The sequence below is a fragment of the Nocardia sp. NPDC055165 genome, assembly GCF_053606985.1.
On the sequence record NZ_JBSGSS010000004.1, the window covers coordinates 211069 to 231774 of the forward strand.

General features: G+C 67.9%; 20 protein-coding genes. 10 read left to right on the forward strand and 10 right to left on the reverse strand.

The features are described 5' to 3' along the window. Positions 1-17 precede the first annotated feature (17 nt). Positions 18-446 carry an SgcJ/EcaC family oxidoreductase gene (locus ACWFRF_RS10380; protein ID WP_452449659.1) on the reverse strand — a complete coding sequence of 143 codons (429 nt, stop codon included), beginning with the start codon at positions 444-446 and terminating at the stop codon, positions 18-20. A 59-nt stretch (positions 447-505) separates the two neighbouring features. Between ACWFRF_RS10380 and ACWFRF_RS10385 the strand changes: the two genes are divergently transcribed. Both ACWFRF_RS10385 and ACWFRF_RS10390 read left to right on the forward strand, forming a co-directional pair. Next, positions 506-883, forward strand: a complete 378-nt coding sequence (locus tag ACWFRF_RS10385) for a hypothetical protein (protein WP_379312123.1) — start codon at positions 506-508, stop codon at positions 881-883. Further along, the gene (locus ACWFRF_RS10390) at positions 880-2019 is read left to right on the forward strand and encodes a cation:proton antiporter (RefSeq protein ID WP_452449661.1); all 1140 of its coding nucleotides are present in this window, start codon (positions 880-882) and stop codon (positions 2017-2019) included. The genes ACWFRF_RS10385 and ACWFRF_RS10390 overlap by 4 nt, the downstream gene beginning before the upstream one ends. Before the next feature lie 83 nt (positions 2020-2102). On the opposite strand, the gene ACWFRF_RS10395 is transcribed toward ACWFRF_RS10390, so the two are convergent. Beyond that, positions 2103-2468 (reverse strand): darcynin family protein, encoded by a 366-nt coding sequence (locus tag ACWFRF_RS10395; protein ID WP_452449663.1) that lies wholly within the window; start codon positions 2466-2468, stop codon positions 2103-2105. A gap of 45 nt (positions 2469-2513) precedes the next feature. Continuing rightward, positions 2514-3428 carry an NAD(P)H-binding protein gene (locus ACWFRF_RS10400; RefSeq protein WP_452449665.1) on the reverse strand — a complete coding sequence of 305 codons (915 nt, stop codon included), beginning with the start codon at positions 3426-3428 and terminating at the stop codon, positions 2514-2516. 79 nt (positions 3429-3507) lie between these two features. Here ACWFRF_RS10400 and ACWFRF_RS10405 point away from each other — a divergent pair, with 79 nt between their 5' ends. After that, on the forward strand, positions 3508-4488 hold the full coding sequence (locus ACWFRF_RS10405; protein ID WP_452449666.1) for a LysR family transcriptional regulator: 981 nt from the start codon (positions 3508-3510) through the stop codon (positions 4486-4488). Between the two features lie 88 nt (positions 4489-4576). After that, complete coding sequence (locus tag ACWFRF_RS10410) at positions 4577-6286, forward strand: cutinase family protein (protein WP_452449668.1); 1710 nt, start codon at positions 4577-4579, stop codon at positions 6284-6286. A gap of 63 nt (positions 6287-6349) precedes the next feature. On the opposite strand, the gene ACWFRF_RS10415 is transcribed toward ACWFRF_RS10410, so the two are convergent. Then, on the reverse strand, positions 6350-7528 hold the full coding sequence (locus tag ACWFRF_RS10415; protein WP_379312117.1) for an MFS transporter: 1179 nt from the start codon (positions 7526-7528) through the stop codon (positions 6350-6352). A 106-nt stretch (positions 7529-7634) separates the two neighbouring features. Here ACWFRF_RS10415 and ACWFRF_RS10420 point away from each other — a divergent pair, with 106 nt between their 5' ends. The 5 genes from ACWFRF_RS10420 (at position 7635) to ACWFRF_RS10440 (ending at position 13525) form a co-directional block, all read left to right on the forward strand. Continuing rightward, positions 7635-8084, forward strand: coding sequence for a MarR family winged helix-turn-helix transcriptional regulator (locus ACWFRF_RS10420; RefSeq protein WP_379312118.1), 450 nt, complete (start codon positions 7635-7637; stop codon positions 8082-8084). 67 nt (positions 8085-8151) lie between these two features. After that, positions 8152-9018: a hypothetical protein gene (locus ACWFRF_RS10425; protein WP_379312119.1), complete on the forward strand. Its 867-nt coding sequence runs from the start codon at positions 8152-8154 to the stop codon at positions 9016-9018. A gap of 287 nt (positions 9019-9305) precedes the next feature. Next, positions 9306-10658 carry a WS/DGAT/MGAT family O-acyltransferase gene (locus tag ACWFRF_RS10430; RefSeq protein ID WP_379312120.1) on the forward strand — a complete coding sequence of 451 codons (1353 nt, stop codon included), beginning with the start codon at positions 9306-9308 and terminating at the stop codon, positions 10656-10658. 44 nt (positions 10659-10702) lie between these two features. After that, on the forward strand, positions 10703-11827 hold the full coding sequence (locus ACWFRF_RS10435) for an NAD(P)H-dependent flavin oxidoreductase (protein ID WP_379312121.1): 1125 nt from the start codon (positions 10703-10705) through the stop codon (positions 11825-11827). A 261-nt stretch (positions 11828-12088) separates the two neighbouring features. Beyond that, positions 12089-13525, forward strand: coding sequence for a threonine/serine exporter family protein (locus ACWFRF_RS10440; RefSeq protein ID WP_379312122.1), 1437 nt, complete (start codon positions 12089-12091; stop codon positions 13523-13525). Between the two features lie 10 nt (positions 13526-13535). Here ACWFRF_RS10440 and ACWFRF_RS10445 read toward each other — a convergent pair whose 3' ends face one another. Then, a complete protein-coding gene (locus ACWFRF_RS10445) occupies positions 13536-14309 on the reverse strand; it encodes a GntR family transcriptional regulator (protein ID WP_358185311.1) in 774 nt (257 codons plus the stop codon). Positions 14310-14584: 275 nt separating this feature from the next. Then, a complete protein-coding gene (locus tag ACWFRF_RS10450) occupies positions 14585-16957 on the reverse strand; it encodes a lysylphosphatidylglycerol synthase domain-containing protein (protein WP_378989284.1) in 2373 nt (790 codons plus the stop codon). A 162-nt stretch (positions 16958-17119) separates the two neighbouring features. Between ACWFRF_RS10450 and ACWFRF_RS10455 the strand changes: the two genes are divergently transcribed. Further along, positions 17120-18046, forward strand: coding sequence for an NAD-dependent epimerase/dehydratase family protein (locus tag ACWFRF_RS10455; protein ID WP_452449672.1), 927 nt, complete (start codon positions 17120-17122; stop codon positions 18044-18046). Positions 18047-18080: 34 nt separating this feature from the next. Here the strand turns inward: ACWFRF_RS10455 and ACWFRF_RS10460 are convergent, their stop codons facing one another. From ACWFRF_RS10460 to ACWFRF_RS10475, 4 genes are all read right to left on the reverse strand, one after another. Next, on the reverse strand, positions 18081-19022 hold the full coding sequence (locus ACWFRF_RS10460) for an MBL fold metallo-hydrolase (RefSeq protein WP_378989286.1): 942 nt from the start codon (positions 19020-19022) through the stop codon (positions 18081-18083). 91 nt (positions 19023-19113) lie between these two features. Continuing rightward, positions 19114-19500: an RNA-binding S4 domain-containing protein gene (locus ACWFRF_RS10465; protein ID WP_378989287.1), complete on the reverse strand. Its 387-nt coding sequence runs from the start codon at positions 19498-19500 to the stop codon at positions 19114-19116. A 3-nt stretch (positions 19501-19503) separates the two neighbouring features. Further along, positions 19504-20064 carry a C40 family peptidase gene (locus ACWFRF_RS10470; protein ID WP_378989543.1) on the reverse strand — a complete coding sequence of 187 codons (561 nt, stop codon included), beginning with the start codon at positions 20062-20064 and terminating at the stop codon, positions 19504-19506. Positions 20065-20394: 330 nt separating this feature from the next. Then, positions 20395-20667, reverse strand: coding sequence for a hypothetical protein (locus tag ACWFRF_RS10475; RefSeq protein ID WP_378989288.1), 273 nt, complete (start codon positions 20665-20667; stop codon positions 20395-20397). Positions 20668-20706 lie beyond the last annotated feature (39 nt).

Below are 20706 nucleotides of genomic sequence, written 5' to 3' on the forward strand. Positions count from 1 at the left end.
GCCGCGCCACGGTGGGATCACCCCGCTGACGGGACCAGGGTGTTCTGCCGGGCGGCGGTCCACCACTGCCCGTCCTGCTCGACCAGTACGTACAGCGCGACCATCGCCGGCTCGGTGTCGATCAGGGTGCCGTCGGCGGTGGTGGCGCGTGCGGTCTTGTGGGCGATGGCCACATCCGGGCGCAGAAAGGTCACGTCGACGACGTCGTATCGGACGTATTCGTCCTTCAGGAATCCGGCCAGCCCGCGCCGGTTCGCGTCGAGCAGCGCGTCGTGTCCGCTGATCAGCATGCCGACGGCATTGCCGACCACCGCGTTCGTCGTGAACTGTGCGGTCATGAGTTCCGCGTCGTTGGTGTTGTAGGCGGTCTGCGTGTCGGTGATGATCCGGCCTTCCCGCCCGAGTTCGCTGACGCCGATACCGATCGCGAAACCGATCGGCGACATCCGGCGACCTCCCGGGGAATCGGTCGGGTGCGGCGGATGATGGGTCGATGGCTGACCAGATTCTGCAGGTGGAGTGGAAGTCCGCTCCGGAAGATCATGACTATCCCGCTGCCGCCGACTATCTCGATCTGCTGGGCGACAAGGCGATGGTCGACGCGATCGTGGCCGAGCTCAGGGCCGCGCCGGTGGTGGTCAAGAAGGCGAAGGACATTCTGCGGGCGTCCCAGCTCGAAGCCCTCACGCCGGACAATCCGCATGTGCGCAGAGACCTGCTCAAGGTGAACGAGGGCAAGAAGCTCTCGCCGATCCTGCTGGTGCGGGGTGACTGCCGCGCGAATGTGCCGATGCTGATCGCCGACGGTTATCACCGTGTGTGCGCGCTGTACTGGGCCGACGAGAACGTCGAGATCCCCGCCAAGATCGCCGCGATGCCATGACGTTCGCAACCCTGGCGCTGGTGGTGGCGCTCGGGTTGATCGGGCCACTGCTCGCCCTGCCGAGACAGCTGTATCTGCCGGTGCTGCTCGGCGAACTCGTCGCGGGAATCATCTTCGGCACCACCGGTCTTCGCATCCTCGACCCCACCGATCCGATCTTCGTCTTCCTTGCCGACATGGGGTTCGCGCTGGTGATGTTCGCCGCGGGTACCCATGTGCCGGTGCGTGATCCGCGGGTCCGGACCGCGCTCGGTATCGGCGTGGTGCGTGCCGTGCTGGTCGGCGTGGTCGCGGCGGTGGCGGGCTGGGCGGTGGCGCAGGCGTTCGACGTCGGGCACGCGGCGGTCTACGCGGTGCTGATGGCGTCGTCGTCCGCGGCGATGGCGTTGCCCATCATCGACTCGATGCGGTTGAGTGGGCCGCCGGTGCTCGCGCTCACCGCGCAGGTGGCCATCGCCGACACCGCCTGCATCGTCGCGCTGCCGCTGGTGATCGATCCGGCGAACGCAGGCAGAGCCGCGATCGGCGCGGTGGTCGTGGCGCTCTGCGCGACCGTGATGTTCTTCGTGCTGCGCTATCTCCAGACATCGGGTGCGCAGCGTCAGGTGCACGAGGTGTCCGAGGACCGGAAATTCACGCTGGAACTGCGGGTGAGTCTGGTTCTGGTGTTCGCGCTGTGCGGGGTGGCCAGCGCGATGCACGTGTCGATCATGCTCGGCGGGTTCGCGGCGGGGTTGGCCGTGGCCGGTGTCGGCGAACCACGTCGGGTGGCCAAGCAGGTGTTCGCGATCAGCGATGGGCTGCTCGCTCCGCTGTTCTTCGTCTGGCTCGGCGCCCGGCTCGATCTGCGCGAGTTCGGGGAACACCCGCGGTTCATCGTGCTCGGCTCGGTACTCGGCCTCGGGGCTGTCGGCGTGCACTGTGCGGCGCGACTGCTCGGCCAGCCGGTCGCCTACGGCACACTCGCCGCGGCACAGATCGGGGTGCCGGTCGCGGCGGTGACCGTCGGCAGTCAGCTGGGGGTGCTCGTGCCGGGTGAGGGCTCGGCGATCATGCTGGCGGCGCTGTGCACCATCGCGGCGGCGACGGTAGCGGCCGGACGACTCGCGGCGAAAGCGCCGGCGAGCAGTCCATGAGCCGCGCCAGAGCACCCCGGACGGGTGGCACAGCACCGCATCGGCGGCACTGCGCACCCGAACACTGCGTCGGACAATCGGTTTCAGGTGCTGATAGTGGCGACGGTATCGAGACCGTAAGTACGCGCGTAGCCGTTCTCGGTGCCCACGAGGAGGTCGACGACCTCGAAATAGCGGTCCCAGAAAGGGGTTTCGCGCAGGGCGTCGATGAGCAGTTGGTAGGCGTGGTGACTTTCCGCTTCCCATACCCAGACATCGGTGACGCGGACGGAGTAGAACTCGGTGTCGTAGAAGCGTGACCGCACACCGGTGGTCTTGGCTTCGATGGCGGGCAGGACGTGGGTGGTGAAGGCGTCCACACGTTCCGGGACGGTCAGTGCGAGCCATTCGGGTGTGGTCTTGACGAGCATGAATGCCGTGACCGGGGGTTCGGTGTGCGCAGCGGGCATGAAAATGTCTCCAAAGGTTTTGGTGGTACGGGTCGGAGGGTGGGTTCAGGAGAAGACAGCGGGCTTCAGGGTGGTGGCGCACCACTGCTCGAAGCTGGTGGGAGACGCTGTTTCCGGAGTGCGGGCGACACCGGCGTCGAGGCCCTGGTCCTTGGCTCGCTTCATGTCGACGACTCCCTGGGCGAACGCCGCGTCGAGGCCGTAGCCCACGAGAGTGGTGTGTAGTTCGTCGAGGGACTGACGTTCGTAACGGACGGGGCGGTCGAGCTGTTCGGTCATGATGCGGGCCAGGTCGTTGGGTGACAGGTCCTGCGGGCCGAGGACGGGGACGCTGTCGGTACCGGTCCATGAGCGGTCGAGCAGCAACTCGGCGGCGACGGCCGCGATGTCGGCGACCGCGACCATCGGGGCCTTGCGGTCGACGTCGACGACATCGACGAACACGCCCTTGTCGCGGATCGAGTCGATGTCCTCCAGGAGGTTCTCGAAGAAGGACGGATTGGCCAATGCCCGGTAGGCGACGCCGCTCCCGGCGATGAGGTCGTCCATGGCGAGGGACGCGGTGACCAAGCCGGCGTGGTCGGCGAGCGGGGTGCCGCGGCCCAGTGCCGACACCGCGACGACCCAGCCGACACCGTGGGCTGCGAGCGCCCGTGCGGCGGGGCTGGTGAAACCGCTCCAGCCGTCGTGCGGGGGTCGGGAGGAATCAGGGGGGACGAGCCAGAACACGGCGTCCGCGCCGTCGAAGGCTCGATCGAGGACGTGGGCGTCCGCGTGCGAGCCGGTGATCACCTCGACGCGTCCGCGTGGGGTGTCGGGCAGGCGCGCGGGATCACGCACGATCACCCGCAATTCCTCCTCCGAATCCAGGAGCTGGGCGAGTAGGGGACGGCCGATGTTCCCCGTGGGAGCGGTGATGACGATCATGTTCGCCTCGCAGGTAGTGGTGAATCGGGACACCCGTCATCCTGCGGAGAACCACGTATTGCCACAATAGGAATTTCAGCACTGAATTATTGACTGAAATGGAATGATGCTGGTGAACAGCTCTGATCCGGTCGTCGACGCCAATCTCGCCCTTGCGCTGGACGCCTTGCTGGCCGAGAACAGCGTCACCCGCGCCGCCGCCCGCCTGCACACCTCGCCCGCGGCGATGAGCCGCACCCTCGCCCGGTTGCGCCGCATCCTCCAAGATCCCCTCCTGGTCCGGGCCGGACAGACCATGGTCCCCACCCCACGTGCCGAGGCCCTGCGCGAAGAAGCCGCCGCGGTGGTGCGGAGTCTCGGAGCACTGCTCAGTCCCGGTTCCGGCGTCGACCCCGCCGGTCTGAGCAGCACCTTCACCCTCCAAACCGCCGACCTGGTCGGCGCGGCGCTGGCGCCCCGGCTGCTGGCGCTGGCCGCACGGGAGGCGCCGGGGGTCTCGTTCCGGCTGCTGGCCGAAGAGTGGGAGGCGGGATCCGCGCTGCGCGACGGCCGGATCGATCTGGAGGTCGGGTCCATCGATCACGTCGATCCCGAAACCCAGGTCGAGGAATTGGTGACGCTGCGCATGGTGGCGGCCGTCCGACCGGGCCACCACCTGACCGAAGAACCCTTGACCCCGGCCCGGCTCGCTGCCGCCCAGCACGTCGCGGTCAGCCGCCGTGGCCGATTCACCGGCCCGCTCGACGCGGCGCTGGCCGAGCAGAACCTCCGGCGGCGGGTCAGCGTCGTCCTGCCCAGCCACCTGGCCGCCATGACCCTCGCCGCCCGCTCCGACATCGTCTGCCTGGTCCCCGCCGCGCTCCCCGGCGCCGAACCGTCGCCCCTCACCGACGACGCGACCGCCCTCGGCCTGCATCTGCTCGACATCCCCCTGGCCCTACCGCCCCTCACGATCGGCATGGCCTGGCACCCCCGTCACACCGCCGACGGCGCCCACCAGTGGCTCCGCGACGCCATCCGCCGGGCCTTCTCGGTGAGAGCGATCGCGCATGACCCAGGAAATGGGGGCAGGGCTTCCCGTTTGCGTCAGTAACGATCTTGCTGGTGGGCGCGACATTGTTCGTGACATGCGGCCCGTCGGGGGGCCTGCCCACCTGTAGGTCATTCGAACGGGATCACATATGAATCTGCGTGAGTTTCTCGCGAAACATCGCATTGCTTCAGCTGTTGCCGCGCCTGCGGCGTTGGGTGTCGCGGCGATTGTCGCCGCGTCCTTCGCGGTGACGTCGCAGCCGAAATCACCCAGCTACGAGCTGACGACGTCGGTGACGGAGTGCCGCGAGATGGTGACCATCTCGGTGGCCGGACGCAACGACACCCCGGTCGAGGGCACGACGGCGATGCTGCTCGATGCCAACGGGAATCCGCTGCCCGCCGCGCTGTCGGGCGACCACAGCAGTGTGTGGGTGGATCCGGTGGTGAACGCCCCGCGTGACGACGTGGCCGAGGGCGACTACGCGGCGGTGTACATCGCCTACCCGGCCGATCTGGCGAGCTATGAGGACGCGGTCAACCGGGGTGTGGAGAACACCCAGCAGGTGATGCGCGAGATCTCGGCGGCCTGCCCGGACACCAAATTCTCGATCGTGGGCTACAGCGAGGGCGCCGACGTGGTGCGTCGCGTGGCCGAGGGCATCGGCAACGACGACCCTGCCGACGGGTACGCGACCGTGAACCCGGACGACGTGCTCGGCGTGGTGATGTTCGCCGATCCGGGCCGCAAGGCAGGCGACGGCACCTTCCTCGGTGCGGACGACCCGTTCGCGCGCCCCGACAACTTCGACCAGAAGTACCAGGACGGCAAGACCCCGATCTCGGGCCAGGGCGTCACCACGGGCGCTGATTTCGGCGCGCTCAACGGCAAGATCGCCTCCTTCTGCTCCGAGGGCGACCTCACCTGCGCGGCACCGGACAACATCTCCCTGCTGCAGCTGGCCGCCAATGTGGGTCGTCAGATCAATATCGACGAACTGCAGCGCGCCGACCTGGAGCGCAACGGCATCACGGCGATCACCCCGGCGATGGGCCAGGACATGGCGTTCACGCTGGGCCGGATCGCGATGGCCGCGTTCTCCGACATCGGCTCGAACCCGAACTGGATGGCCAGCGACGAAACCTTCCTCGACGTGCTGCTGAAGGTGTCGGACCCGGATTACAAGCCGGGACAGACCACCACGCCCGCGAAGGCCGACGTGATCGCCGGTGAGCAGCTCTCGCCGCTGGCGTACCTGCCGCAGAAGATCTTCAACGAGATCGTGGGGCTGATCGTGACGAACCAGAACACGATCCCGGTGGTGATGAACGATCCGTACCAGCTGACTCTCGGCCCGAACGGCACCGGTCACCACTTCGACTACTGGCGTGACTCCGACGCCGCGAACGGCAAGCCGCTGACCTCGGCGGAGTACGCGGCAGCCTGGCTGACGCACCTGGCCAAGCAGGCGCAGGCGGGCGAGACCATCGACACGAAGGCCGCGCCGGACGATGCCTCGGTGACCGCCGCACTGGCGGCTCCGACGAAGCCCGCGACGACCACCACCGCGCCGACCAGCACGTCCAAGACCTCCGCGAAGTCGACGACGAGCCCCAAGCCGACCACCACGTCCAAGACGGGCACCAGCACCACGGCACCGTCCACGACGGTGGCCCCGTCGACGACCACACCGTCGACGACCACACCGGAACCGGCGACCAACCAGGCGGCCGCTCCGGCCCCGACGACCACCGTGGCCCCCACCACGACGGTCGCACCGACCACGACGGTGGCTCCCACCACGACGGTCGAGCCGACCACCACCGTTGCCCCGACAACCACCCCGTCGGCCAACTAGTCACGAACCACGAAATCCCCGGTGGGCAGCGTTATCCGCTGCGCACCGGGGATTTTCGTCTGTCTAGACCGAGACGGGTTCGGGGACCGAAGGCCGAACGGCGCGTTCACCGCGAGTCGCGGCGACCAACACCAGCAGCCCGGTGACCGCGAATCCCATCCCGACCCACAGCGGCGACACCCAGCCGAACCCGGCGCTGATCGCCAGCCCGGACAGCCACACGCCGAGGAAGTTGCCCACGTTGAAGGCTGCGATATTGGCCGACGAGGCGAGAGTCGGTGCGGCACCGGCATTGTCGAGCACCCGCATCTGGAGACCGGGGGTGGCGCCGAAGCCGAAGAATCCCATGGCGGGGAGCAACAGCAGTGCCGCGATCCGGTAGTCGGCGAGCAGTGCGAATGCCGCCAGCGAGAGCGCGAGGGCCAGCGTGAGCGCGAGCAGGGTGCGGGTGAGTGCGCGGTCGGCCCAGCGGCCGCCGAGCAGATTGCCGAAGAACAGGCCGACCCCGAACAGCACCAGCAGCCAGGGCACCATCGCTTCGGAGAAGCCGGTGACGCGGGTGAGCAGCGGTTCGATGTACATGAAGGCACCGAACATCCCGCCGAACACGAGCACGGTCATGACCAGCGAGTACCAGACCTGGGTGTTGCGGAAGACCGACAACTCGGCCCGCAGGTTCGGGCGTTCGCGGGTGGCGGGCGCGTCGGGGACGAGCGCGGTGATGCCGGCCAGCGCGACCAGCCCGACCACGGTGATCACCACGAACGTGGCCCGCCAGCCCCACTGCTGGCCGATGAACGTCCCCAGCGGAACGCCGAGAACATTGGCGACGGTGAGCCCGCCGAACATGATCGAGATGGCTCCGGCCTTCTTCTCGGGCGCGACGAGCGAGGAGGCCAGCACGGCCCCGATGCCGAAGAACGCACCGTGGGCGAGGGCCGCGAGCACCCTCCCGCCGAGCAGCGCGGCGTAGCCGGGAGCCAGCGCCGAGGCCGCGTTGCCGACGGTGAACAGGACCATGAGCAGCTGCAATGCCCGCTTGGGCTGCCACCGGTTGACCAGTGGGGTCAGCGCGAGCGCGCCGATGACGACGGCCAGCGCGTACCCGGAGATGAGGTAGCCCGCGGTGGGCACCGAGACGCCGAGGTCGGCCGCCACCGGGGAGAGCAGCCCCGCGATGACGAATTCGGTGAGTCCGATGCCGAAGCCCCCGAGCGCGAGAGCGATGAGACCGAGTGGCATGTGAACGCTTCTTTCCATCAGGGGCCGATTACCCGCGTATGCAACTAACGCTGACCGACGATAGTTGCACACGCGCTATATTGCAACCGCCAGCTATACTCGGCGCATGGGTATTGCTGATGACGCCATCGAGGTACGGGCGACCGGCTGGCGCACCCTGGCCGCGCTGCACGGGCACATCGAGACCACGCTCGAACGCGAGCTGGTGCGCGAACACGAGCTGTCGATCGTCGAGTTCACCGTGCTCGACGCACTGGCCCGGCAGGACGGCTGGCACATGCGGATCTCCCAGCTGGCCCGCGCGGCCGCACTGTCGGCGAGCGCGACCACCCGGCTGGTCAACCGGCTGGAAGACCGCGGCTTCCTGGTGCGCGTACTGTGCGCCGACGACCGCCGCGGCATCTACACCGAGCTCACCGAAACCGGCAGGGCCGCCTACGAAAAGGCGAAACCGACCCACGATCGAGCACTCGAGAAGGCACTCGCCGACGCGGAGCAGATCCCGGAACTCGCCCCCCTGGTCGGTTTTCTGCACCGGGTTCCGGCGCCGAGCTGACACGCGACATCGATACCAACGCGCCGATCATGGTGACTGTTGCGAGCACCGGTGCAATGATCGCTGGGTGACTCAGTGGCTCCCACTCCTCGGCTCGCTCCCCGTCGCCGGCGCAGTTCTGGTCGGCGTCATCGCCAACAACCGAACCCACCGGGAAGGAATCGCGGCCGCCGACGAGCGCGGCAGGCAGGCACTCGACGCCGCGCAGCGCAATGTCGAACTGTCGAACATGGTGGGTGACCAGCGCGATCACGAGGCGTGGCGCCGCGAGGCGGTGCTCGCCGCAGTCGCCTCGATCCTGGAGATGTCGGCCTCGGTGCGCGCCGACCTGACCACCTGCGGTGAATGGGATCTGGTCACCACCGACGAGATCGACAGCGTCAGCGCGCAGATCCACAAGGTGATCTGGGATCGCCCGGGCGGCACGCTGACTCGCCTTCGAGTGGTGGCGCATCGCCGGATTCCCAACAAGTGCGAAGACCTGCTGCGCACCCTCACCGCCGCCCAGCACATCACGATGCAGCGGCTGAAACTGCACATCGACGTGGAGGCGACCGTCGAGGAGCTGGAGCAGATGGCGTCGCTGTGGCAGAAGGCGATGCGCCATGCCGCCGAACAGGAGCGTGCGCTGGTCGAGACGACGCGCATCGAGCTCGGTATCGAGATCGCCTCGAAAGGTGGCGGGGCGGACCCGGTTCCGGCGCCGCAGCCGGTGGTCGCCGAAACCCGTTCGGAAGAAATCGCATTCGAGGAAGTCACCGCCGAAAAACCCACCGAGTCCGAGCCGACGGCCGAGCCCGAGCAGTCGACCGAGCCGCAACAGCCCACCGAGGCACCGCAGCTCATCGAGGCGCAGCTCACGAATGAGACACCGCAGGAAGACGATCCGCGCGACGCCGTCGACCCGCGCGAAGCGCAGACCGTCAAAGTCTGACCCGAACAGGAAATCGGGCCGCGACATGTAGTGTCGCGGCCTGCTTTCGTCGAGCTCTACTCATCCACGGGGCGCCGTGTTCGCTCAGCTCGAGCATCCAGTACTCTTCCGCGAGCTGAACATCCGGTGAACACCATGGAGTTCGTGATGGTCCGGGCGTTCAGCTGACGTGACCCCGGACGGACGGGTAACTTGGATATACGGCACGCAGGGGTGCCGAACCCGACAGCGTGGTCGATCGTCTGAAGACTTTGCACCGATCCACTCTCGTCAGGGGGCGATCTTTCATGGATCTCATCGCGCCGTTGGATGCGCTGTTTTTGCTCGCGGAATCTCGTGAGCACCCGATGCACGTCGGCTCACTGCAATTATTCGAACCGCCCGAGGACGCCGGGCCCGACTATCTGCGCGAGTTCCGCGCGGCCTTGCTGGCCGACAAGACCGTTCGGCCTACGTTCGGCAAGCGGCCCGCCACCTGGCTGGGCGCACCGCAGATGGCGTGGACCCAGGACGACGACGTCGACCTGGACTATCACGTCCAGCGCAGCGCCCTGCCCGGGCCGGGCCATATCGACCAGCTGCTCGACCACGCGTCGACCTTGCACAGCGCCCTGCTCGACCGGCACCGCCCGATGTGGGAGCTGCACTTCGTGGAGGGCTTGGCCGACGGGCGCTTCGCGCTCTACTCGAAGATGCATCACGCACTGGTGGACGGCGTGTCGGCCCAGCGCCTCATGCGGCGCACGCTGACCACCGACCCGTTCGCGACCGAGCTCAGGCGGCCGTGGAACCTGCCGCGCAAGCTCGGCCCGCCGCGCCCCGGCAAATCCCGGCTCGGCAGCCTGATCGATACCGTCACATCGGCGCGTTCGTCGACCACCGCGTTGATGAAGGCCACCCGCACCGGTCTGGTGCAGCAGCAGCTCACCTTGCCGTTCGAGGCGCCGCGCACGCTGTTCAACGTGCCGATCGGCGGTGCCCGCAAATGCGCGGTGCGCAGTTGGTCGATGGATCGGGTCAAGCAGGTGAAGAAGGCGACCGGGGCCACCGTGAACGATGTGGTGCTGGCGATGTCGGCGGGTGCGCTGCGGGCCTACCTGCTCGAGCGCGACGCCTTGCCGGACAAGCCGATGATCGCGATGGTGCCGATGTCGTTGCGCGAGGAAGACGACGTCGACAGCCAGGGCGTGAAAGTCGCGGCGCTGCTGTGCAATCTGGGCACCGATATCGCGGACCCGCTGGAACGCCTGCGGGTGGTGAGCGAGTCGACGCGTCGCAACAAGGAGGTGTACCACTCGCTCACCCCGGCGCAGACGCTGGCGATGGCCGGGGTGATGTTGAGTCCGATGGCGGCGATGCTGCTGCCCGGGTTCGCCTCGGTGGCGACGCCGCCGTTCAATATCGTCATCTCGAATGTGCCCGGAGCGCGCGAGTCGCTGTACTGGAACGGTTCGCGTCTGGACGCCACCTATCCGCTGTCGATCCCGCTCGACGGGCAGGCCGTGAACATCACGCTCACCTCCAGCGGTGACAACCTCGATTTCGGTCTGGTCGGCTGCCGTCGCACGCTGCCCGACCTGCATCGACTGCTCGATCACCTCGAGGATTCGCTGGCCGCGCTGGAGGATGCCGCGCTGTAGAAATTAACCGTTCTCGACCAAACTAGAACGTGTTACAGTTCGGTATGCGTACCGAATTCTGCGAACAGCTCGGCATCGAGTTCCCCATCTTCGCCTTCACCCACTGCCGCGACGTCGTGGCGGCGGTGAGCAACGCGGGCGGATTGGGGGTGCTCGGCGCGGTCGGCTTCACCGCCGAACAGCTCGAGGTGGAGCTGGCCTGGCTCGACGAACACGTCACCGGGATCTACGGCGTCGACCTGGTGATCCCGTCGAAATACGAAGGCAAGGGCGTCGACGGGCTCACCCCCGAACAGCTGGAAAAGCAGCTGGCGCAGATGGTTCCGCAGGGCCATCGCGACTTCGCCCAGCAGATCCTCACCGATCACAACGTGCCCGCGCTGCCCGACGGTGAGCACCACAACGAGCTGCTCGGCTGGACCGCGACCACCGCGGGACCGCAGGTCGACGTCATCCTGAACCACCCCAAGGCCAAGCTCGTCGCCAACGCGCTGGGCACCCCGCCCGACGACGTGGTCAAGCGCATCCAGGACTCCGGCCGGGTGATCGGCGCGCTGTGCGGTTCGGTCAAGCACGCGATGAACCACAAGGCGGCCGGCCTCGACTTCGTGGTGTGCCAGGGCACCGAGGGCGGCGGGCACTGCGGCGAGGTGTCCTCGCTGGTGCTGTGGCCGCAGGTGATCGACGCGATCGGCGACGTACCGGTACTGGCCGCCGGTGGCATCGGCAACGGCGCGCAGGTCGCGGCGGCGCTGGCGATGGGCGCGGCGGGCGCGTGGACCGGGTCGCTGTGGCTCACCGTCGAAGAGGCCAACGTGCCGCCCGCCCAGATGGACACCTACCTCGAGGCGACCAGCCACGACACCATCCGCTCGCGTTCCTGGACCGGCAAGCCGTGCCGCATGCTGCGCAACGACTGGACCGACGCCTGGGAGTCCACCGAGACCCCCGACCCGCTGCCGATGCCGCTGCAGATGATGGTGGCCCTCGACGGCGTCAAGCGCGGCCACCGCTACCCCGAGGCCGCCAAGGACGTGAACTTCAACCCGGTCGGCCAGGTGGTCGGCATGATGAACAAGGTCGAACGCAGCGCCGACGTGGTCAACCGCCTCGTCGAGGAATACGTCACCGCCTACGACCGGCTGGTCCGCCTCGCCGGGGACTCCTAGCTGGTCCGCCTCTCCGGGAACTTCTAGCCAGACTCGAGTGCGGGGTAGTCGGCGACGCGGCAGGCTCCCAGCCTCGCCGGTGAGCCCGTTCCCGGTGAGTTACCCATGTAGTCGCGAGATCTCGGGATGCGGTCCGATTCCATCCGTTTGCTGGGTCCATTCATTGCGCGGAAGAGGCACTACACTCGGCGTATCTACCCTGCGGGGCGGTGTTCGGACATCGCCCCGCAGCATTGCCCAGCGGTTGCGGACGGCGGTGACATGGGTTCGGAGGAATACGCGAGCAAGACCTGGAACGTGGCCAGAACCCGGGTTACGCACGCCATCGCCAAGGTCCGCGAGCAATACGCGAAGGCCGCGCCGCGACCCACCGAGCACGAACCCGTCGACCCGCCCGTACCCGCCGATCTGCTGAATCTGCTGTGTCGCATCGGCGTGGCGCTGGTCGGCGCCGGCGAGACCTCCGCACGGGTGCAGGTCATCCTCGACAAGCTGTCGCGGCGCTACGGCACCGACAATATCCACTTCATGGTGCTGCCCACCGCGGTCTTCGTCCGGGTGCGCACCGACGAAAGCTCCGCCATCGACATGCTCGACGCCCGCGTCGGCACCCTGCCGCTCGACCAGATCGACGGCCTCTACCGGCTGATCGACCAGATCGAGCAGGACGCGCCGCCGCCGAGCCGGGCATCGAGGGATCTCGACAAGATCCTGACCCAGAAACCCGGCAGCCCACCGTGGCTGATCCTGCTCGGGCAGGTCGTGCTGACCGTCGGCATCGGCATGATGCTCAACCCGGGCGCACGGGCGCTGGTCGGCTATGTGGTGCTCGGGCTGGTCGTCGGTGTGCTGACTCAGCTCGCCGATCGGGTGCGGCTGCTGTCGATGGCGTTGCCGGTGGTCGCGTCGGCGGTAGTCGCGGTGCTCGCGTACGGCTTTCCCGGCGCGCTCGCCGGTGGGCAGCCGCAGCAACTGCTGATTCCGGCGGTCGCGACGCTGCTGCCCGGTGCGATGCTCACCAACGGCACGATCGAGTTGGCGACCGGGTCGATGGTGGCCGGTGCCAGCCGGGTCGTCTACGGCATCAACATGCTGTTCCTGCTCGCGCTGGGTTCCTACGTGGGGATCAGCGTGCTCGGGCCGCTGTCGGATCCGCCGGTGAGCAGTGCCCAATTGGGGTGGTGGGCACCGATAGTCGGGGTGCTGCTGATCGGGTACGGACATTCGTGGCGGTCGAGCGCACCGCAGAACACGGTGGGCTGGCTGCTGCTCGTCCTCTACATCACCTACGCGGCGCAGGTCCTCGGCAAGCATGTGTCCGGTCCGCTGACCGGCACGTTCCTCGGCGGCCTGGTCGCCGTGAACGCCGCGTATCTGATCCAGGGCCGCAAGCACGCGCCACCGACCCAGGTGGCATTCCTGCCCGCGTTCTGGATGCTGGTGCCCGGCGGGATCAGCCTCACCGGGATCTCCGACCTCGTCACGCATTCGCTGTCGGGGGTGTCGACCGGCGGGCTGGAGGTGCTGGTCTCGGCGCTGCTGTCGGTGATGTCGATCGCGTTGGGCGTGATGGTCGGCTCCGGTCTGGCCACCGCGCACACACCGCGCGTGAGCACCATCATCGACACGGTGGTGCCACACCATCTGCCGTGGGTGCACACCGCGGAGACGACGAAGAAATCCGACTCAGACAGCTAGCCGGGGCGGTTCAGACGGCCGAGCTCAGCGGCACGGTGTGGACCGGAGTCTCGCCGACGAGTTGCCCGAAGCGGGCGATCACCTTCTCGTGGTACAGCGCGAACAAGTCACCGAACAGCGCGAGTTGCGCCTCGCTCGGCGCGGATTCGGCATCCCACACCGCGAGCAGCGCGCGCCAGACGAGCACGTGCAGATCGGGCGCGACGGCGAAATAGGCGGCGACCGCCTCCGGCACCTCGACGACCATATCGGCGATCGAATTCAGTACCGCGCGTTGCATACTCATCTCGAGCACGCCGAGTAGCTTGCGCACCAGCGCGATCTCGGCGGCGATGATGCGCGCGTGGTCGGGCACGGCCTGACGTGCCATCGCCTCCAGCTCGTCGACGGCGGCGGCGAGCTCGGCCGGATCTAGTACCTTCTCCCCCGCCGTATAGGCGAGCAGCGCCTCACCCACGATGCCGCGTTCGACCTCGACGATGTCGGTGAACATCTCGGCGGCGACCGCGGGCGCGGTGATCGAGAACCGGAACAGATGCCGGTAGACGTCCATACCGCCCTCGACGCGGACATCGCGGATGGTGAAGCCCTTACCTCGCCTGGCCTCGACGAATCCGTAGGACTCGAGGCGTCCGAGGATGAGCTGGGCGGTAGCGCGGTTCATCCCGAACTCGTCGGCGACCTGGCGAACCGACGGCATCAGCTCGCCGGGCCGGTACTCACCGGTGGCTACGCGGCGCGCCAACTCATCGGCGACGTCGGCGACCACCGTCCGGGATCCCATCGAAACAACACCTCTCGGTCATGATCCGGCTACGTCCCAGACAGTTTAGGCGCTGAATGCCTGGAGCGCTGGTGCGCTCGAATCGAGACTTTCAGCGATCACATCGCTATCGATGCGCCGCCCTGCCTCCGATCAGCGGACTTTCCTTCTGGCGCGCCGTTCAGCTGGATCAGACAGCGCTGTGCGACACCGTGACTGAATACGCAGGCAACGGGGCAGCTAAACATTTTGGGCGGAACCGCGCGAGCCGGCCTTCGGGCCGGCCCTCCGAGAATTCAGATCATGTCTTTCTTGTCGAGCCACCGCATGACCGGCCAGCCCAAACCTACGGGGATCCAGCAGGTCAGCACGCGGTAGAGCAGGACGGCTGGGACCGCGATCTCGGCCGGGACGCCGAACGCCGCGAGACCACCGATCAGGGCCGCCTCGACCGCGCCGACGCCACCGGGTGTCGGCGCGGCCGAGGCCAGCGTGCCGCCGATCATGGTGACGATGGTGACGGCGACGAAGTCCGTGCCGCCGCCGAATGCCTCGACGCTGGTCCACAGGGCCAGCGCCTGGCCGAGCGTGATCGCGCCGCAGCCGGCGACGATGACCACGAATCGCATCGGATCCTTGGCGAGGTCGGCGAGTTCGCCCAGCACTTCCTTGACCTGCGGACGCACCGAGTGATTGACCCAGCGCCGCAGCGTCGGCACGAACATGAACGCGCCGATCAGCCCCACGCCGACCCCGGCGATCAGATACAGCACGGTCGCGTCGGGCACGATGTGGGCCAGGTTGGTCGAGGTGCCCGCCACCACGCTGAACACCACGAGCAGCACCAGGTGGGTGAGCACCTGCATCGACTGCTGCATCGCCACCGCGGCGGTCGCGCGCAGGGTCGTCATGCCCGCCTTCTGCAGGAACCGCACACTCAGCGCCAACCCGCCGACACCGGCGGGGGTGGTCGTCGCCACGAAGGTGTTGGCCAGCTGCTCCACGAGCAGATAGCGCATCTTGACCAGCCCGTCCGCGCAGGCGCCGAGCGCGGCGGCGGCGCCGACATAGGTCAGCCCCGACACGGCCAATCCCGCGAGCGCCCACCACCAGTTGAGCGTGCGCAGCTGACTGAAGAACGTCGGCACCTGGCTGAAGAACGGATACGCCACATAGACGAGCGCGACCAGCAGGACGAGCTGGATGATCTGGTTGCGGGAGAACCGCGTGATCTGTTCGGACTGGATGCGGTCGTGGCCGGTCTGCCTGCGCACTTCCTCACGGGCGGTGGCCATCACTTTGGTCCACTGCGGCACCGACTTCCGGATGCCGATCGACATGGCCGATTTCGTCAGCCGCCGGGCCGCGTAGGCCACCTTGTCCTCGCCGAGTACCTCGATCGCCGCCGAGACCGCCTCGTGTTTTCCGTAGAGCGAGGTGGTGGTCACCAGCAGCTGGGCGATATCGGTCTGCCGTTGCGCCTCGGCCGCGCCGAATTCGGCGGCCGAGAAGCCGCCGAACAGGGTGTCGCCCTGGCTGACTCGCACGAAGTCGGGTTGCAGATCGCCGAGGCTGATCTGGTTCTCGTGCAGCCGCAGCAGCGACCGCCACACCCCGGGCAGCACCTGCGCGGACAACGTCGCGATCTGGGTACCGCGAGGCATGGTGTGCGCGTACAGCATCCAGCCGCGACTCAGACCGGCCACCGCCACCTGATGGCTGTCGGCCATCCCGAGGTCACCGATCGCGATGCCGAGCAGCGCGCGATGTTCCACCGCCCGGTGCATCGATCCGTGCAGCGGCGCGGTCTCACTGGTGCGGAACGTGATCCAGCGCCACACCTGCCGGATCGCGCCGAAGCTGCGCTGGTTCTTGCCGTACAGCTCGACCATGATCTCGTCTTCGGGCCCGTCGACCTCGGTGGCGAGCAACAGCGGTCCGCGCCCGGCCGGTCGATCGACCCGGAAGGCTTTCACAGTGTGGCCGCGCCCCGCGAGCACCCGGACCGCGCCGTCGAGCGGCACCTCGAGCGCGGGCGTGCCGACCACCCAGACGATCACCGCGCCGACCAGCCAGCCGACCACCAGGCCGAGCATCGCCCGCGCGGGCACCACCGAGCTGACCACCAGGTGGATCGGCGCGAACATCAACAGCAGGAACCACATCCAGCGTCGCGGCCGCACCGGCAGCCACGGGCTCGACACGGTGAGCATCGCCGCGAGCATCGCGATCCAGCGTGGATCGTCGAGGAATTGGGAGAGGAAGGTGTCGAAGCGGTCCGGGACCGGCATGTGCCATTTCGGCGTGGAGATGCCCGCCCCGGTGATCGACAGGGCCAGCACCGCGAGCAGGCCCGCCGCCCCGTACCCGAACAGGAGCTTCCATTGCCTGCGCAACACGAGTTCGATGAAGATGGCGAACGGCAGTGCCAGGATGAGCATTCCGTAGATCAGGTAGACCATGGTCGCCTGGTCCTGGCTGAGGAAGTCCACGATCTTGGCGACCGAGCGTTCCAGCGCCAGCCATTCCGGCCGGGTGATCAGCGAGCCCGCGATCACCACGGCTACGCCGATTCCCGCCAGCACCACCCGGACGATATCGCTGGTACGACGGATCATCGGCTGCAGGAGTTTCCCCGTGACCGGGATCTCCCGACCGTCGACTCGCATGAGCCGCACGATACACACCGACACGCCGCAGACCCGCCGTGACATCACCCAATCGGCACGGCCGTTCCCGCGTGCCGTGAAGCCGATCACAGGCCGTCACGAACACTGGCGGTACCCCGTCCAGGAAGTAGGGAAACACTCACTCAGCCGGAAGGAACGATCATGCAGGTTCTGCTCGCGGGCGCCACCGGCGCCATCGGCCGCCCTCTGATCCGCGCGTTGACCGCGAACGGACATACGGTGTGGGCGCTCGTCCGGAATCCGGGTGCGCACCCGCTCGTGCGCGAGCTCGGCGCCACCCCGGTCACCGCCGATGTGCTCGACCGCGACGGCCTGTTGCGCGCCGTCGAGGGTTTGCGCGCCGAGGCCGTCATCCATCAGGCCACCGCCCTGCGCGACGCGAAGGTGCAGCGCCGGATTCCGGCCGACGATCCGACCGGGCTGCTGCGCACGGTCGGCACCGCCAACCTGCTCGACGCCGCGGCGGCGGTGGGCGCCGGTCGGTTCGTCACCCAGTCGCTGATCCTCGGCTACGGGTACCACGACCATGGTGACAGGCTGGTCACCGAGCGCGATCAGTTCGGGGTGTACGACGGTGGGGTGGCCGACGAGGTGGTCCGTGCGTGCGTGGCCGGCGAGAGCCAGGTCTTCGATGCGCCCGGTGTCGACGCCATCGCGTTGCGGTACGGGCTCTTCTACGGTCCCGGCGCGTTCAGTGACCTGTTCGCGGACATGATGCGCAAGCACCGCCCGGTCGGCCCGCTCGGTTCCGGCGGGGTGAATACCTGGGTCCATGTCGACGACGCGGCCGCCGCGACCGTGGCCGCACTCGAGCGCGGCACACCCGGTCGCGCCTACAACATCGCCGATGACCATCCGATCACCTGGCGGGAGTTCTTCACGGAGGTCTCCCGAGCTCAGCGGACCCCACGCCCGATCCGGCTGCCCGCCTGGATGATCCGATGGGCGGTCCCCTATATCGGCGCCCTCATGTCCGACACCTCGATGCGGATCTCGAGTCAGCTCGCCCACGATGAATTGGGTTGGCGTCCGAGGTACGCCGATGTCGCCGCCGGTCTCGCGGACTGATCCTCCGGTCGGGCACCACGCCGATATCCGGCGATCAGGGTGCGGTGCGGGCGGTCACGGCGGCACGGTCGTGGCCGGGGATCACTTCGATCTCGGCGGGAAGCGCGTGCAGGCGGTGGATGGTCTCGAACGCCCGGTTGCGGTCGGCGTCGAGGAGTTCCCCGAGCAGCGGCGCTTTCTCGCGCAGGAGGTCGATCTGCAGGGTGCTCCAGACCGCGTCGCCCGCGAGCAGAACGCGGGAGCCGTCGTCGACCGCGAGCAGGATCCCGACGCTGCCGGGGGTGTGCCCCGCCAGGTCGACGATCAGCACGGATCCGTCGCCGAACAGGTCGTGACTGCGGGCGAAGGTCAGCACCGGCGGGCCGTCGAGTTCGTAGAGATCGAACGCGCGACCGCGCAGCGGCCCGCGGGCCACGCCGAGGGGGGCGTGCGAACCGGTCATGGCCCAGCTGTATTCGACGGTGGGCACCCGGATCGGAACCAGGCCGGGTAGTTCGTACAGCCCGGCGACGTGGTCCCAGTGCAGATGTGTCGGCAGCACGAAGTCGATGTCGTTGCCGGTGAGGTCGTGGGCGGCCAGTACCTCGCTCAGTCCGCGCACCGGGCTGTCGGGCCCGACCAGCAGCGGCACCGGGAAGGGCAGCTCGGGCAGCACCCGCTGGTGCACGCCCGCGCAGATCGCCGGGTCGACCAGGAAGGTGGCGTCCGGGTGGCGGATCAGGAAGGTCGACATGGTCAGCGGCGTCGACCGCAGGGTCCGCACGCCCTCGGCGACGATCGTCGTCGGCGCGGACAGCTCCGCCTGGGTGAGCGCGGTCAGGGCGACGGTGTTGTGCGCGGGAGGAACAGGAGCGCACTCCAGTCCGTCGAGAAATGCGGTATCGGCGCCGCGCGGCCAGAGCAGCCGCGGCCCCGTGGTGGCGACAGCGATACAGCAGGCGAGAACAGTCGATAACATCGTCGTGCGCTCACCCATACGTGCCACCGTAGGCGATCGCCCACACCGCGACCACCAGACCCGGTCGAGCCGCCGCTGTTCATCGCTAACGCCCGATTACATCCAGCGGCTAGTCGGTGCGACCCATGAGCCGATCTGTTTCGCGCCGTTCACGTTTCGTAGGCCGACCGGCACCACGCTCACGCTGCGGCAGGGTGGCGAGGACTTCCTTCGGCGGCGGCGGGGGGCTGCGATCGATCAGGCACTGGGCGGCGACGGGCGGGCCGACGCGCTTGTGAATGATCCGCTCGACCACGACGATGCGCTCGAGACCTGCGTGGCGGATCCTGATCTCGTCACCGGGGCGGACGGTCAGCGCCGGTTTCGCGGTAACCCCATTAACGCGCACATGCCCGGCGCGACAGGCTTCTGCCGCGGCCGAGCGTGTTTTGAACAGGCGCACCGACCAGGTCCACGCATCGACGCGGGCCTGGCTATCGGAGTGCTGGGGGGTCACCCCTTAGACGATACGGCGAGCCGTGACGACGTCGTCTGCGCTGAGGTGGGTGTAGGACACCGGGGTGCCCGACTGCACGGCGTTGAGGAGCTGACCGTTGCCCGCGTAGATACCGACGTGGCCACCACCGTTGGTGATGACGATGTCACCGGCCTGCAGGTTGTCGAACGAGACGGGAGCGCCGACGTGCGACTGCTCGAAGCTGGTGCGCGGCAGTTCGACACCGGCCTGGCGGTATGCCCACTGCACGAGGCCGGAGCAGTCGAAGCTCTGCGGGCCTGCGGCACCCCAGTTGTACTGGGCGCCCAGCTTGCCGCGGGCGGCGTCGAGGGCGATATTGCCCGCCGTCTGCTGCTGCTGGAACGGGTTTTCGAACTGGACACTCGGGAGCTGCGGTGCGGCCTGGCCCTGCGGGGCGACCATCGCCTGGAGCTGCTTCTCGACCTGCTGTGCCGGCTGCTCGAGCTCTGGCGGCAGATCGAAGTTACCGAGACCGGGAATGTTGATCGTGGCGGCCTGCGAAATCGCGGGCATCGCACCGGTTGTAGCGGCCACCGCGCCCATGACGAGGGCACCCTTGACGGAATTCGGCAGTCGAGAATCCCGCTGCAAGCTGTGTTTACCCACCGAGACGAGTCTCCGATCTTGCTACTCTCCCGCCGCTCGGTCGCGAATCGCTTGGCGACAACGACTTTTCGGCGGTGACCCAATGGCGCCGCTTCTCTGACGAACCGACAGACTCCACTAAGTCACGAGAAGATTACGGCCTGTGATGAGCGCTGTCCAGCGAAGCACGCAAGTTGTTTTCCTACGACCGGAAAAGCCCAGAACAGAGGCCACGGCACCGGCGTGTCGGCGTGAGTAACGATTTCATCGTCCGCGCCGTGCGGCGCGTTACCCAGTGCGCCGCTCGCGCAGGGCGCGCTCGAGTTCGTCGATGCGCGTTCGGGCGTCGGCCAGGTCGACCTCGAGCCTGCCGAGCACGATCATCATCGGTCCGAGCGCCAGGTGAGCGAGCGACTCCGGCGGTATTTCGCCGTAGCCCCCCTCCAGCGTCGCCTCGAGCGTCGCCAGCAGGTTGCGCCGGACCGCGTCGGCCAGGTGCGCTTCCGGCGGCAGCGGCCATGCGGCGACGATTTCGGCGGCGGACACAGGTTGCTCGGACATCACCCTCCATCTCGGACCCAAGGACAGTCTCGTGTTCGC